This is a genomic window from Selenomonadales bacterium 4137-cl, from assembly GCA_032334055.1.
In the GTDB taxonomy this organism is placed as follows: Bacteria; Bacillota; Negativicutes; order Sporomusales; family UBA7701; genus Anaeroselena; species Anaeroselena agilis.
In genome coordinates this window covers 3,837,944-3,851,124 of sequence record JAUOZS010000001.1, presented here as the reverse complement: position 1 = coordinate 3,851,124, position 13,181 = coordinate 3,837,944, and the positions used below count along the sequence as shown (strand labels likewise).

Below are 13,181 nucleotides of genomic sequence, written 5' to 3'. Positions count from 1 at the left end.
CGGGGGTGAGGCTGTGAAGATCGCCATCATCGGCGCCGGCGCCATGGGCAGCCTGTTCGGCGGCCGTCTGGCGCTGGCGGGAGAAGAGGTGTGGCTGCTGGATGTGTGGGAAGAGCATGTCCGGGCCATCAATGACAAGGGACTGGCCATCGCCGCCGCAGACAGAGATATCGTCGCCCGCCCGAAGGCGACGACCAGGCTGGAGGATATCGGCACAGCCGAGCTTGTGATCGTATTCGTGAAGTCGACCGCGACCGCGAAGGCCGCCGAAACGGCCCTGAGCCTGCTCGGCCCGGATACGGCGGTGCTGACTCTCCAGAACGGCTACGGCAACGCGGAGGCGATCGCCGCCGCGGTCGGGGCAGGCAGGGTGATCGCCGGCACGACCGCCCAGGGGGCGACGCTGCTGGGGCCGGGGCGGATCATGCACGGCGGCAGCGGCGAGACCCATATCGGCGAGCTGGGCGGCGGACTGACCGCGCGCCTGGAGAAAATAGCCGCCTGTCTGACGCGGGCGGGCATACAGACCGTGGCTGACGACAATGTGGCGTCCCTTATCTGGGGTAAACTGATCGTCAACGTTGGTATCAACGCGCTGACCGGCATCACCGGCCTGAAAAACGGCGAGCTGGCCGAACATGATGAAACCAGACAGGTGCTGGCGCTGGCGGTGGAGGAAGCGGTGAGGGTGGCGGACGCCGCCGGGGTGAAGCTGCCGTACGGCGACCCGGTGGAGAAGGTTCTGGCCGTCGCCGTGGCCACCGCCCAGAACCGTTCTTCGATGCTGCAGGATTTGTCGGGGGGTCGGATGACGGAGATCGAGGCGATCAACGGCGCCCTTGTCCGCGAGGGCGAGCGCTACGGGGTGGCGACGCCGGTCAACCGGGTGCTGACGCTGCTGATCAAGGCGCTGGAGAAGCTCCCCCGCGAGAACCGCCCTTAGTTTTACAGGCTTTAACGACGAACCCGCCTCTGCTTGGAGGCGGGTTTCATGTTTTCGGACGGACGGGAGGGCCGCTTGCCGCATATCCTGTAGCAGCGGGAAAGGAGCGATCCGGGATGTGGAAGCTTGTCGTCAATGCCCCTAATGTGTGCGTCGGGATGATTACGGTCGTCTTCCTGTTTATCTGGCTGGCGGCCTGGACGCTGAACGCGCTGAAGAACACTCATTTCGATTTGGCCAGTCTGCGGGATATGTACATATGGCTGATGACCCAACTCAACGCGACCCATGCGATCAATTCGGTGTTCAACAGCCCCCGCGGCAATATGCCCCGCTGGGACGACCAGCCCGCCGCCCGGTCTAACGGCGACTAGCGGCAAGCGCGGCGGCGACCGCGGCGCCCACCCCGGAGCCGTCTTTTACGAGGACGGGGGCCTGACCGAGAGCGGCGGCCAGCGCCCCGGCATAACCGGGCATTTTTTCGTACAGCGAGCCGTCGACGGCGATGGTGTGCCCGGTTTTCCGGCCGGGGTCGATATGGGCGAGGACACCGCGGAAGGTGGCGGCGACCAGCCGGGCGGAACGCCCGGCGACGAGGGCGGCGAGGCGGCGGCGCGAGGGAGCTTGGCCAGGGTTTGCAAGCCAGTCGGCAAGGTCGGCGGTGGTAAGCGAATAAGGCTGGCCGACGGGGTCGCCCAGGCCGGCGAGGATGAGGCGGACGAGCTCGCCCAGGTAGCGGCCGGCGACCATTTTCTCGAGCCGCTGGGTTCCGGGATGTTCGCTGGCTGCATCGAGAGCGTCGTCCCAGCGGGTGAAGGGCCGGGCGGCGAAGTTGCCGGATTCCATGTTGATGACCAGATCGCGGGCGGCGTCGTAGTAGCAGGTGTTGTGGCCGGTGCCGCAGATGGCGGCGATGTCGGCCGCGGGGTCGCGGTAGGCGGCGGCGAGGAGGGTACCGACGGTGTCGTTGATGACGGCCACGGGCCGCACGCCCGCCAGGCCCCGGCGGGCGAGGGCGGCGGCCAGCAGAGCGTTGACTTCGCGGCCTTCGACGCCGGCGGTCTTTATTTCCTTGGTCCAGCCGAGGAGGACGGCGTGGCCGAGGTCGAGCTGGCGGCAGGGGAAGGAGAAAGTGTGGCCGAGGAGGTAGTCGGCCCCGCCGTCGACGAGGGAGGCGATTTGGGCGGCGAGGAAGTCGAAGAGCTGCTCGCCGGTGGCGGCGGCGGAGGTATGGTCGTAGGCGCCTGCGGGGTCTTTTAGCGGGGCGGCGGTCTGCCTGCGGACGAGCCATCGCCCGCCGCCGCACAGCTCGACGAGCTGGACGCGGACGTTGCTGCCGCCGAAATCGAGGGCGAGGAAAAGACCGCGCTCGTCGCCGCACGGTTTGCCGAGGTGGGAGGGCAGCATTCTGAGGGTGCTCGGCTCACCGGCCAGCCCGGCGGCCATGGCGGCGCGGAAATCGGCGACGATGGCCTCTTCCCTAGCGGGGGTGAGGGTGAGTTCGCGCTCGATGCGCTCAAGGGTATCGGCGGGGATGTGCATGGCGATGCTACTCCCTTTAAATAAATTGGGCCAGCGAATATGTAATATATTCGCTGGCCCTTTTATTATGCCTTGCCTTGGATCATTTCAATGAAATATTTGTGGATACGGTCATCATTGGTAAGCTCGGGGTGGAAGGCGGTGGCAAGGAGGTTGCCCTGGCGGGCGATGACGATGTGGTCGCCGACGGCGGCCATGATTTTGACGCCCGGTCCGGCGCTTTCGATGTAGGGGGCGCGGATGAAGACGGCCCTTACCGGTTCGGCGCCGAATTCGGGTACCTTGAGGTCGGCTTCGAAGCTTTCGCGCTGGCGGCCGAAGGCGTTGCGCCGGACGGCGACATCCATAAGGCCGAGGCGGGGCTGGTCGCTGCCGACGATTTCCCTGGCAAGGAGGATCATGCCGGCGCAGGTGCCGTAGATGGCCATGCCGGCGGCGGCCCGTGTGCGGATTTTATCCATGAGGCCCCATTCGACGAGCAGTTTGCCGATGGTGGTGCTTTCGCCGCCGGGGATGACGAGGCCGGCGAGGTCGTCGAGGTCTTCCGGTTTCCTGACTTCGACCGCTTCGGCGCCGCAGCGTTCAAGCATCCAGCGGTGTTCGCGGAAGGCGCCCTGCAGGGCGAGTACGCCGATTTTCACTGTTACCAGCCCCGCTCCTGCATGCGTTCGTGGGGGGCGATGGTGGAGATCTCCAGGCCGGGCATGGCCTCACCCAGGCCGCGGGAGATTTCGGCGAGGACTTTGGGGTCGTTGTGGTAGGTGGTGGCGGCGACGATGGCTTTGGCCCTGGCGGCAGGGTCGGAGGATTTGAAGATGCCCGAGCCGACGAAGATGCCGTCGCAGCCGAGCTGCATCATGAGGGCGGCGTCGGCGGGGGTGGCGATGCCGCCGGCGGCGAAGTTGACGACCGGCAGGCGGCCGAGTTTCTTTGTTTCGCGGACAAGCTCGATGGGGGCGGCGATGTTTTTGGCGAAGGCGGCGACTTCTTCCTCGGGAAGGTTCTGAAGGAGGCGGATTTCGCTCATGACCATGCGGATGTGTTTGACGGCTTCGACGACGTTGCCGGTGCCGGGCTCGCCCTTGGTGCGGATCATGGCCGCGCCTTCGCCGATGCGGCGGAGGGCTTCGCCGAGGTTTTTGGCGCCGCAGACGAAGGGGACCTTGAATTCGTGTTTGTTGATGTGGAATTTATCGTCGGCGGGAGTCAGGACTTCGCTTTCGTCGATGTAGTCGGCGCCGAGGGCTTCGAGGATCCGGGCCTCGACGAAGTGGCCGATGCGCGCTTTGGCCATGACGGGGATGGTGACTGCTTCCATGATCCTCTGGACGATGGTGGGGTCGGCCATGCGGGCGACGCCGCCGGCGGCGCGGATGTCGGCGGGAACCCTTTCGAGGGCCATGACGGCGCAGGCTCCGGCCTGCTCGGCGATCTTAGCTTGTTCGGGGGTGGTTACGTCCATGATTACGCCGCCCTTGAGCATTTCCGCCAGGCCGGCTTTTACGCGAAATGTACCTTGTTCCATTGTTTTTCTACCTCCTGTATGAATGCGGTCAGTGTTAACATGGGTCATTTACGGTAATTTATGCGACGGTCGGCCGGCGCTCGGGCCGGTTCCGGTGATTTTCCCCGCTCAGTCCGGGTGATGGGCCTGGCGAAGCGCGGCGGCGAGACGCCGCACGCCTTCGGTGATTTCTTCTTCGTTGAGGGGGGAGATGGAAAGCCGCAGATATGTATCCGGGGTTTCGCCGTAGAAGAAGCTGCCGCCGGTGGTCGCTTCGACGCCGTGGGCGGCCAGCAGGGTCTTCCAGTCGGGCGGCGGGTGGGGAGCCGGCTTGAGCTTTAACCAGATGAGGAAGCCGCCGCTCGGTTCGGTCCATTCCGCCCAGGCCGGGTCGATGTGGCGGCTCAGGGCGCGGACGGCGGTTTGCATCCTTTTGCGATAGGCGCGATGCATCCTGCCGATATGGCGGTCATAGTGGCCGCTCTGGCAGAATTCGTGGATGGCCGCCTGAAGAATCATGCTGGGGGCGAGCTCGCTGAAACGGTGGATGGCGACGAGCCGCTCGACGCATTCTTTTTCGGCCGCCAACCAGCCGACGCGGGCACCGGGAAAGAGGACTTTGGAAAAGGTGCCGCAGTAGATGACGAGCTGGCGTTTGTCCATCGATTTGATCGGCAGGACGACGCGGCCGCTGTATTTCATTTCTTCTTCGAAGCCGTCCTCAAGAATGGGGATGCGGTGCTGTTCGCACAGCGAGAGGAGGCGTTCGCGGTGGGCCTGGCCGGTGCTGATGCCGGTGGGGTTCTGGAAGGTGGGCATGGTGTACACGAGGACGGGCCGCTCTTGGGCGATGGCGGCCGCGAGCGCACCCAGGTCCATGCCGCCCTGACGGATGGGGATCTCCACCGGTCTCAGGCCGTAGAAGCGCAGCAGGGGGAGAACGTAGTCGTAGGTGGGGGATTCGATGGCGACCGTCTTGCCGGGGGCGGCAATCATGCGGAAGACGAGGTCGATGCCCTGCTGCGAGCCGTTGGTGATGAGGATTTCGTCGGCGGTTACGGAGATGCCGTGGCTCTGCAGGCGGCGGGCGATGTATTCGCGAAGCGGCGGGAAGCCGGCCCGGGCGCCGTAGCCGAGAAGGGCGTCGCCATGGTTTTTCACCGCCCGGTCGAGGCAGGCGCGGAAGCTTTCGAGGGGGAAGAGGCGGCTGTCCATGTTCATGCTGGCAAAGTTGATGAGGGCCGGGGTGCTTTCCTTGCCAAGCGGGTCGAGCCGGCGGTAGGTCCGCCAGACGGCTTCGCTGGCCGGCGATACGACGGTTTGCCAGTCGACGAGGCCCTTGTCGCCGCGGTCGGCGGCGGTGGCAAACTGCATGCGGTCGCGGACGCGCGGGCGGGAGCCGGGGCTGAGGTCGATGAAGCCGAGGGCCCACAGTTCCTGGTAAGCGGTGGCGACGGTGGAGCGATGAATGCCGAGTTGGTCGGCCAGCCGGCGCGTGGAGGGAAGTCTTTCGCCGGGCAGCAGGACGCGGCCGGCGATTTTGTCCCTGATCTGGGCGACGATCTGCCGGTAGATGGGCTCAAGGCTCTGTTCGTCGACGGTGAGCAGCAGCATCGACACCTCCGGGCGGATTATCCGCCATGATGAAACTATACCGCTAATCCGGCCTGTCGTCAATCGCCACTTTTGCTATATTTGGAACCGACCAGTTTGAGGAGCAAAAAAGAACCGCCCCGGTTTCGGGGCGTTCTTATAATAACATGAATTGTGCGCAGGCCGTTCAGAGTCCCCAGATGCTAGGCGGTTCGAGGACGCGATGCGACGCGTACTCGGACGTACGCTAGCAAGCGCCCACAGAACCAACAACGCAGATGGGGGCTATCAACGGCCTGCCCCCTATTTTTTCATTTTAGCCCTGACGGCTCGGACAATCTGGCGGGCGAAAGGCCCAAGATCCTGGTCCGCATATGCTTTGAGCACGCCGGCCGCTACCTGGCGGATGGCGCTTTTGACGATGTCGGGATCGGTGACGCCCTGCTGGCGGAGGCTTTCTTCGATGTGAACGGCGGCTTCAAGGGCTTTTTCGGCGGCGGTGGTGTTGATGAAGCTGACGATGTCGGCTTTGCCGACGACGACGTGGCCGACGACGGAGAAGATCTCCCGCGCGACCGGGACGAGCTCGGCCGGGCGGCTGTCGATGACGACGACCGGGTCGAGCCCGAGGGACATTTCGCCGGCGTGGCCGACAAATTTGACGTTGATGCAGCGGACCGGCGGGACGGCCGTTTCTTCTAAGACGTGCTGGGCTACGTTGGTGGCGATGTTGATGATCGTCACGGGGGTTTTGAGCTGGTTGAAGTCTTTGATGCAGTTTATCACTTCGGGGTCGGGGACGGCGAGGATGACGGTGCCGATGGCCGCCAGTTCGTCGATGGAACCGGCGGCGGGCAGGCCGAGTTCGTTTTGCATGGCGGCCAGGAAGGCGGCGTCGCGGTCGAAGACGGTAAGTTCGACGTGGTCTTTGAGGCGGCGGGCCAGTTCCCTGCCCATGCGGCCTATGCCGATGATGCCTACTTGCATTGTTTCACCCCTGGTGTCAGGCCGAGGCCTGAAAAGATTGTTCAGTTATTCAAGGCAGGCGGCGATGCGCTGCCCGGTGACGGGCGCCAGGGCGATGCCGTCGCCTTCGTGGCCGGCGGCGATGATGAGGCCGGGAATCCCCTCGGCCGGCCCCAGGATGGGCAGGCCGTCGGGGGTATAAGGGCGCAGGCCGGCGAAGGCGCGGATGATGTTGACGCCGGCCAGCCCGGGCAGGATGTGGCGGGCGTGGGCGGCGACGGCTTCGAGGCCGGCAAGGGTGGTGGCGCGGTCAAAGCCGGCGAATTCGCGGGTGGAGCCGATGAGGAGGCCGCCGTCGGCCGTCTGCTCGATGGCGAGGCCGACTCCCAGCCGGTTGTGCCTTTCGGCGGGGTCGAGGTCCTGGGGCCGGTATTTGGCGACAAGGTAACAGGCGCACAACAGAACGTGGCGGATGGTCGGCGGCAGGGGTTCGGTGACGAGGATCTGGCCGCGGCGCGGCTTGATCGGCAGCTCGAGGCCGAGGGGTCGTACAAGGCCGGGGGTCCATACGCCGGCGGCGACGACGACATATTCACAGTATATGTCGCCGGCGGCGGTGGTGACACCAACGACGCGACCGCGGTCGGCAATGAGGCCGACGGCTTCGGTGCCGGCCCGGATTTCCGCTCCCAGGCGACGGGCCGCATTGCTGAAGCCCTGGGCGACTTTGATGGGGTTGACCTGGGCGTCGGCGGCGCAGTAGGTGGCGCCCCACAGGTCGGGGGCGAGAGCGGGCTCGCGGCGGCGGGCTTCGGCGGCGGCGAGGATTTCGACCGCCAGTCCGGATACGGCCTGTTTGGCGACATGCTCCTTCATCAGGGCGGCCTGGATTTCATTTTCGATGACGATCATGCCGCCTTTGGGCTCGTACTCGATCGGGTAGTCGAGTTCCTCGGCGAGGCCGCGGTAGATGGCGGCGCTGGCCATGGCGAGTTCGAGGTGGGGGCCGGGGTTTTTGGACTGCATGATGATGAAGCCATCGCAGGCCCCGGAGGTGCCGCCGGCGATGTGGTCTTTTTCGAGGAGGACGACTTTGCGGCCGGCCTTGGCGGCGTAATACGCGACCGCGGTGCCGATGACGCCGCCGCCGATTACGACGAGGTCGCAGGTTTTATTATTCATCGTCTTCACCTCCGGACAGTGCCCCAAGGGACAGGGTGCGTACGGGCGGGCGGGAGGTGGCTGGCAGGATGTCGGCCGGGTGCTGGCCCGTTTCCTCGGCGATGATGCGGCTGACGAGGCGGCGGCAGGTGCGTCCCTGGCAGAGGCCCATGCCGGCCCGGGTGGCGAGCTTGACGGCGGCCACGGTGCGGGCTCCTTCGCGCACGGCCTGGCGGACTTCGCTTTCGCTGACTTCGTTGCAGCGGCAGATGTATACTTCGTCCCGGCCGCGCGGCCGGAAGTTGCGGACGACGTTGGCGAGCGCCGCGGGTACGGCGAGGGTGACGACGGCCGTGACTTCGAGGCTGGCGGCGGTGTTGACCTTCACGACCCGGGCTTTGCCGACCGGCTTGCCGCTCCGGTCGAAAGCGTCGACGGTGTCGCCGGCCGCCGGCAGGGGCAGATATTCGTAGGGAAGCATGACGGTGGCTTCGGTTTCGCCGACGGCGACGACGAAGATGGCGAGACCGGGGCAGCGGCTGATGCACAGGCCGCAACCGCGGCATTTGTCGAGGTCGATGACCGGCCGGGCGGTAATGTCCCGGCCGACGGTAATGGCACCGAAGGGACAGGCTTTTTCGCAGGGGTTGCAGGGGATTTCCTGGACACATTCGATAACCGCGACCGGTCCTTGGGCGAGTCTTTCCTGCGGAGGAAGGACGCTCGCTAGTTCGCTGTCGCTGAGCCGTCCGCTGTATTTTACTCCCGGCATGCCGCCGCCTCCTTCCCCTGGGCGAGGATTTCCGCCTTGGCGGTGCGGCGGGCGAGGCCGAACGGCCCCGAGCGCAGCACGTCCATGCGAGCGATTACCGCCGCTTTGTCGCGTTCGGCCGCGGCGGCGCCGGTCAAGCCGAGGGCTTCGGCGGCGGCGATTCCGGCCAGGCGGCCTTCTTCCATGGCGGTGCTGGCTTCTTCGACGCCGGTGATGTCGCCGGCGACGTAGACGCCGGGGTGGGTTGTCTGCATGTTGGCGTCGTGAAGGGGCACGTGGCCGCCGAGCCGGGGCGAGAATACGAACCGGCAGCCGGCGAGCCAGGCTAGTTCGGTAAGGGGGGTGAGACCGACGGCGACGCCGACGGTGTCGACGGCAAGGGTGGTTTCGCTGCCGTCGATTGTGCGGCCGTCGTCGCCGATCCTGGCAAGGACGACGCCGTCGACCTGCCCGTCGCCGTAGGCGCGGGCGATGGTGGTGCTGACGAGGATTGGAACGCCGGCGCGGCGGATTTTGGCGGCGTGGACGCCGTAGCCGCCGATGTGGGGCATGGCTTCGACGAGGGCGACGACTTCGGCTCCGGCCTGAAGGAGCTGATAGGAGACGATGAGGCCGACATTGCCCGAGCCGAGCATGACGACCCGCTTGCCGGGCAGGACGCGATGGACGTTGATCATCGTCTGGATGGCTCCGGCGCCCATCACGCCGGGCAGGACGGCGCCCGGAAAGGCGACGGCGTTTTCGGAGGCGCCGGTGGCGAGGATGATTTTGGCCGCCGCTACCGTTATCTGTTCGCCGCCTCTGAGGACGGCTACTTTGTTGGCGAAGAGACCCCAGACGACGCTGTCGAGCCATACTTCGACCCCGAGTTCGGCCGCTTCGGCGAGCAGCTTTTCGCCGATGGCGAAGCCGCGCACGCCAGCCTTGTGCTCGTGGGAGCCGAAGAATTTATGGATCTGCTTGAATAGTTGGCCACCGGGTTTGGCGTTTTCGTCGACGACGAGGGTGCGGGCGCCCCGCCGGGCCGCTTCGACGGCGGCCGCGAGACCCGCCGGCCCGGCGCCGGCGACGACGATGTCGTAGCTGTTGTTCATTCGGTCGTCGCCTCCCCAAGGTTGGAGGTGATGACCATGCCGTCGCGGACGGGGGTGACGCACGTCCGCACGTTGGGGACGCCGTCGACGGTCATGATGCAGTCGGTGCAGCGACCGATGCCGCAGAAAACCCCGCGCGGCTCGTGAAAACGCGGGGTTTTGCGAAACACGCGGCGGCCGTGGGCAAGAAGGGCGGCGGCGATGGGCTCGCCTTCGACGGCGGTTAGTTTCTCGCCGTCGAGCCAGATTGTGACCTGCCGTCCGGGCGAGGCGTCGCCCAGGACGGGGTGTTTGGTTACGCGCATTATTATTCCCCCAGATATGCACTTCGCAGGAGGGTGGTACCCATTGCGCTGATGTCGACGATGGTTTCGAAGATCTGAATGCCGGCGGTTTTTCCTTCCGCTATCGGAAAATCATGCCATATTATTTCAGAATGCCGCGCTTTTGCGATGAAATCTGTCGCTGATATATTTGCTGGTCACGTCGAGTATTTCGCAGACCGTGGCGAAGAACACTACGGCGGCGACGAGCAGGCGTTCGACCATGGCAGTTCCTCCTGGTGGTTCCTGTTATTATTATAGCAGCAGGCCCGTCAACCATCTACCCAATATGTAGGTGGTCAGGCCATAAACTTAGTGCAGATATTGTGGTTTTCATTTATAATGAAAGCAGGTAGCACTTTTTGTCAAAAGGGGGATTCCATTGACTAAGCATTATGTACTTGATACTAATGTTTTGCTTTATTCTCCCCAAGCTATCTTTGCCTTCAGCGAGCACACGGTGATTATCCCCGAAGTGGTGCTGGAAGAACTCGACAAGTTCAAGTCGGAGACCACCGAGCGCGGCGCCCACAGCCGCCAAGTCAGCCGCATCATCGACGAGCTGCGCTCTCACGGCAACCTGCTGGAGGGTGTTGCGCTCAACGAGCAGGGCGGCATGCTCCGTATCGAGACAAACTGCCTGGAGATAAATCTGCCGCCCCACTGGGACCGGTCGAAGCCGGACAACCGCATCCTGCAGGTCTGCAAGGGCCTGATGGACAACGGCCACTATTCGGTGCTGGTCAGCCGCGATACCAATCTGCGCGTCAAGGCGGTCATTCTCGATATCCAGGCGGAGGATTTCCGCAACGACAAGGTGGCGGCGATCGAGGATCAGTATACGGGCCGCGCGATCGTCTATACGTCTTCGGATACGATCAATAAGTTCCATCTCGATGACGGCAACGCCATCGATCCCGCACTGTTGGGCGAATATGACGAGTCTGACCACCTGCTCAGGCCGGGGACGTTCGTGACCAATCAGTTCATGCTTATCAGGTCCACCGATAATGACCGGCACACTGCCCTGGGACGCTTCGACGGGGAGAAGGTGGTGCACCTGAAGTACCGCAACCGCAACCCGTTCGGCGTTACGCCCCGCAATATCGGCCAGGTTTTTATGCAGGAATGCCTGATGATGGATGCGGAAGAAGCGCCGCTCGTCATCATCAAGGGCCCCGCCGGGACGGCCAAGACCTTTTATTCGCTCGCCGTCGGCCTTTATAAGCACCTGGACTGCCGTCCCCGCGAGTATCACCATCTGCTCATCTGCCGGCCCAATATCCCCATGGATGAGGATATCGGTTTCTTACCCGGATCGGAGAACGAGAAAATTAGCCCGTATATGCGGGGAGTGCGCGATAATATGTTCACCCTCATGTCAGGGCACATGATGACCGAGTCAAAAGAAATTTCCCAGGTGGAAGATACTGTTCAGATGCTGTTCGACAAGCGCATAATCCAGACCGAGGCGCTGGCTTATCAGCGCGGGCGGTCGCTCTACAAGTACTGGATGATTCTCGACGAGATGCAAAATGCCACGCCGCGCCAGGCTAAAGGGGTTATAACCCGGCCGGGGCTGGGCACGAAGATCGTTCTTCTGGGCGACCCGGAGCAGATCGACAATCCGTTCCTTGACAGCCGCTCGAACGGTCTGAGCTACGCGAGCGAGAAGATGCGAGGCTCGAAGCTTTGCTTCCAGGTGACGCTGCAGTACGACGAGTGCGAGCGTTCCCCCCTTGCCGCCGAGGCGGCGCTGCGCTTGTGACAAAATTATCTTTATTGCCCGAATTGTAGCGCTTTATTCTTGCTAATTAGCAAACGATGGATTAAAATAATATTTGAAGTGCTTATTGCCGCGGAGCTGGGAGGGGCCTGCAGGGTAGGTTTCCCACAGCTTTGCTTTTTTTTGCCCTACGGGCCGCGTTGCGCTTAACGGCGAATTACCAAGAACACTTTGGAAGGAGTCTTTGTCTTGGACAAACAGGTAATCATCGCGGTTTCCATCTTTCTCCTGGTGTATGCTCTGATTATCAGCGAAAAAATGCACCGCACCATCCTGGCCATGGCGGGCGGGATGGCGCTCATCCTTTCCGGAGTTATATCCCAGGAGCGGGCTATCCATCACATCGATTTCAATACCATCGGCCTTCTTGTCGGGATGATGATAATTGTCGGCATTACCGCCGAGACCGGCCTATTCCGCTATCTGGCCATCTGGTCGGCCAAGAAGGTGGACGGGGACCCTGTAAAGCTTTTTTACGCCCTCGCCACACTGACCGCCGTTTGCTCGGCTTTCCTCGACAATGTAACGACCGTGCTGCTGACCGTGCCTGTTACCATCAGCATCACCCGCCAGCTGAATATTTCGCCGATGCCGTTCCTGATCGCCCAGATTATCGCTTCGAACATCGGCGGCACGGCCACCCTGATCGGCGATCCGCCCAATATCATGATCGGCAGCGCCGTCAAAGAGCTGACGTTCATGGCCTTCGTCCAGAACTTGTTTATTATCGCTTTCTTTATCCACTTTATCACGATATTCATTATGTCGCGCATTTACCGGAGCAAGCTCCAGACTACCGACGAGCTGCGGGCGAAGATCCGCGAACTGGACGAAACCAAGCAGCTTACCAATATCCCCCTGCTTAAGACCTGTCTGTTCGTGCTGGCGTTCACGATTTTCCTCTTTACGACTCATCAGATGTTCCATCTCGATTCCGCCACCGCCGCCCTCAGCGGCGCCAGCCTGCTGCTGATTTTGACCGCCAAGCATACTGAGCACGGCCTGGAGCATGTCTTCCACAAGGTGGAGTGGGTGGCCCTGTTCTTCTTCGTGGGGCTGTTCGTGGTGGTCGGCGGACTGGTGGATACCGGCGTCATCAAATGGCTGGCCCAGGAGGCCGTGAAGCTGACGGCCGGCAACCTTACCGCCACATCGATGCTTATCCTGTGGCTGAGTGCCATCGCGTCGGCGTTCGTGGACAATATCCCCTTTGTGGCGACGATGATCCCGCTGATCAAGGATATGGGCACGATGGGGGTCACCAATCTCGAGCCGCTGTGGTGGAGCTTGGCTCTCGGCGCCTGCCTGGGCGGCAACGGCACGATCATCGGCGCGAGCGCTAACATCATCGTCGCCGGGCTGGCGGCCCAGGAGGGTTACAACATCACCTTCAAGGGCTTCTTCAAGATCGCTTTCCCGCTCATGCTGTTGTCGATCTCGATTTGTACGGTGTATGTATACTTGCGTTATTTGATCTAGTTTGGCCGGGCCCTACTT

13 protein-coding genes are annotated in these 13,181 nt (G+C 63.2%); 4 read left to right on the top strand and 9 right to left on the bottom strand.

Annotated features, from left to right (window positions below; genetic code table 11):
• Positions 1-13 precede the first annotated feature (13 nt).
• Positions 14-943, top strand: coding sequence for a 2-dehydropantoate 2-reductase (locus tag Q4T40_19870; GenBank protein MDT8903491.1), 930 nt, complete (start codon positions 14-16; stop codon positions 941-943).
• A gap of 116 nt (positions 944-1,059) precedes the next feature.
• Positions 1,060-1,317, top strand: a complete 258-nt coding sequence (locus tag Q4T40_19865) for a hypothetical protein (GenBank protein MDT8903490.1) — start codon at positions 1,060-1,062, stop codon at positions 1,315-1,317.
• Here the strand turns inward: Q4T40_19865 and Q4T40_19860 are convergent.
• The 9 genes from Q4T40_19860 to Q4T40_19820 all read right to left on the bottom strand — a co-directional run bounded on the left by Q4T40_19860 (position 1,304) and on the right by Q4T40_19820 (position 9,880).
• Positions 1,304-2,485 (bottom strand): hexokinase, encoded by a 1,182-nt coding sequence (locus tag Q4T40_19860; protein ID MDT8903489.1) that lies wholly within the window; start codon positions 2,483-2,485, stop codon positions 1,304-1,306. The two genes, Q4T40_19865 and Q4T40_19860, sit on opposite strands and share 14 nt — an antisense overlap.
• A gap of 65 nt (positions 2,486-2,550) precedes the next feature.
• Positions 2,551-3,126 (bottom strand): pyridoxal 5'-phosphate synthase glutaminase subunit PdxT, encoded by a 576-nt coding sequence (gene pdxT / locus Q4T40_19855; GenBank protein ID MDT8903488.1) that lies wholly within the window; start codon positions 3,124-3,126, stop codon positions 2,551-2,553.
• A 2-nt stretch (positions 3,127-3,128) separates the two neighbouring features.
• Entirely contained in the window at positions 3,129-4,010 is an 882-nt protein-coding gene (gene pdxS, locus Q4T40_19850) for a pyridoxal 5'-phosphate synthase lyase subunit PdxS (protein MDT8903487.1), read from the bottom strand.
• A gap of 108 nt (positions 4,011-4,118) precedes the next feature.
• Positions 4,119-5,603, bottom strand: a complete 1,485-nt coding sequence (locus Q4T40_19845) for a PLP-dependent aminotransferase family protein (protein ID MDT8903486.1) — start codon at positions 5,601-5,603, stop codon at positions 4,119-4,121.
• 282 nt (positions 5,604-5,885) lie between these two features.
• Positions 5,886-6,614 (bottom strand): NAD(P)-binding domain-containing protein, encoded by a 729-nt coding sequence (locus Q4T40_19840; GenBank protein ID MDT8903485.1) that lies wholly within the window; start codon positions 6,612-6,614, stop codon positions 5,886-5,888.
• Entirely contained in the window at positions 6,615-7,730 is a 1,116-nt protein-coding gene (locus tag Q4T40_19835; protein MDT8903484.1) for an FAD-dependent oxidoreductase, read from the bottom strand.
• Entirely contained in the window at positions 7,723-8,481 is a 759-nt protein-coding gene (locus Q4T40_19830; GenBank protein MDT8903483.1) for a (2Fe-2S)-binding protein, read from the bottom strand. The genes Q4T40_19835 and Q4T40_19830 overlap by 8 nt, the downstream gene beginning before the upstream one ends.
• Complete coding sequence (locus Q4T40_19825; GenBank protein ID MDT8903482.1) at positions 8,469-9,575, bottom strand: FAD-dependent oxidoreductase; 1,107 nt, start codon at positions 9,573-9,575, stop codon at positions 8,469-8,471. The genes Q4T40_19830 and Q4T40_19825 overlap by 13 nt, the downstream gene beginning before the upstream one ends.
• A complete protein-coding gene (locus Q4T40_19820; protein MDT8903481.1) occupies positions 9,572-9,880 on the bottom strand; it encodes a (2Fe-2S)-binding protein in 309 nt (102 codons plus the stop codon). The genes Q4T40_19825 and Q4T40_19820 overlap by 4 nt, the downstream gene beginning before the upstream one ends.
• 400 nt (positions 9,881-10,280) lie before the next feature.
• Between Q4T40_19820 and Q4T40_19815 the strand changes: the two genes are divergently transcribed.
• Both Q4T40_19815 and Q4T40_19810 read left to right on the top strand, forming a co-directional pair.
• A complete protein-coding gene (locus Q4T40_19815) occupies positions 10,281-11,666 on the top strand; it encodes a PhoH family protein (protein ID MDT8903480.1) in 1,386 nt (461 codons plus the stop codon).
• Between the two features lie 207 nt (positions 11,667-11,873).
• On the top strand, positions 11,874-13,163 hold the full coding sequence (locus Q4T40_19810) for an ArsB/NhaD family transporter (GenBank protein MDT8903479.1): 1,290 nt from the start codon (positions 11,874-11,876) through the stop codon (positions 13,161-13,163).
• Positions 13,164-13,181: the final 18 nt, after the last annotated feature.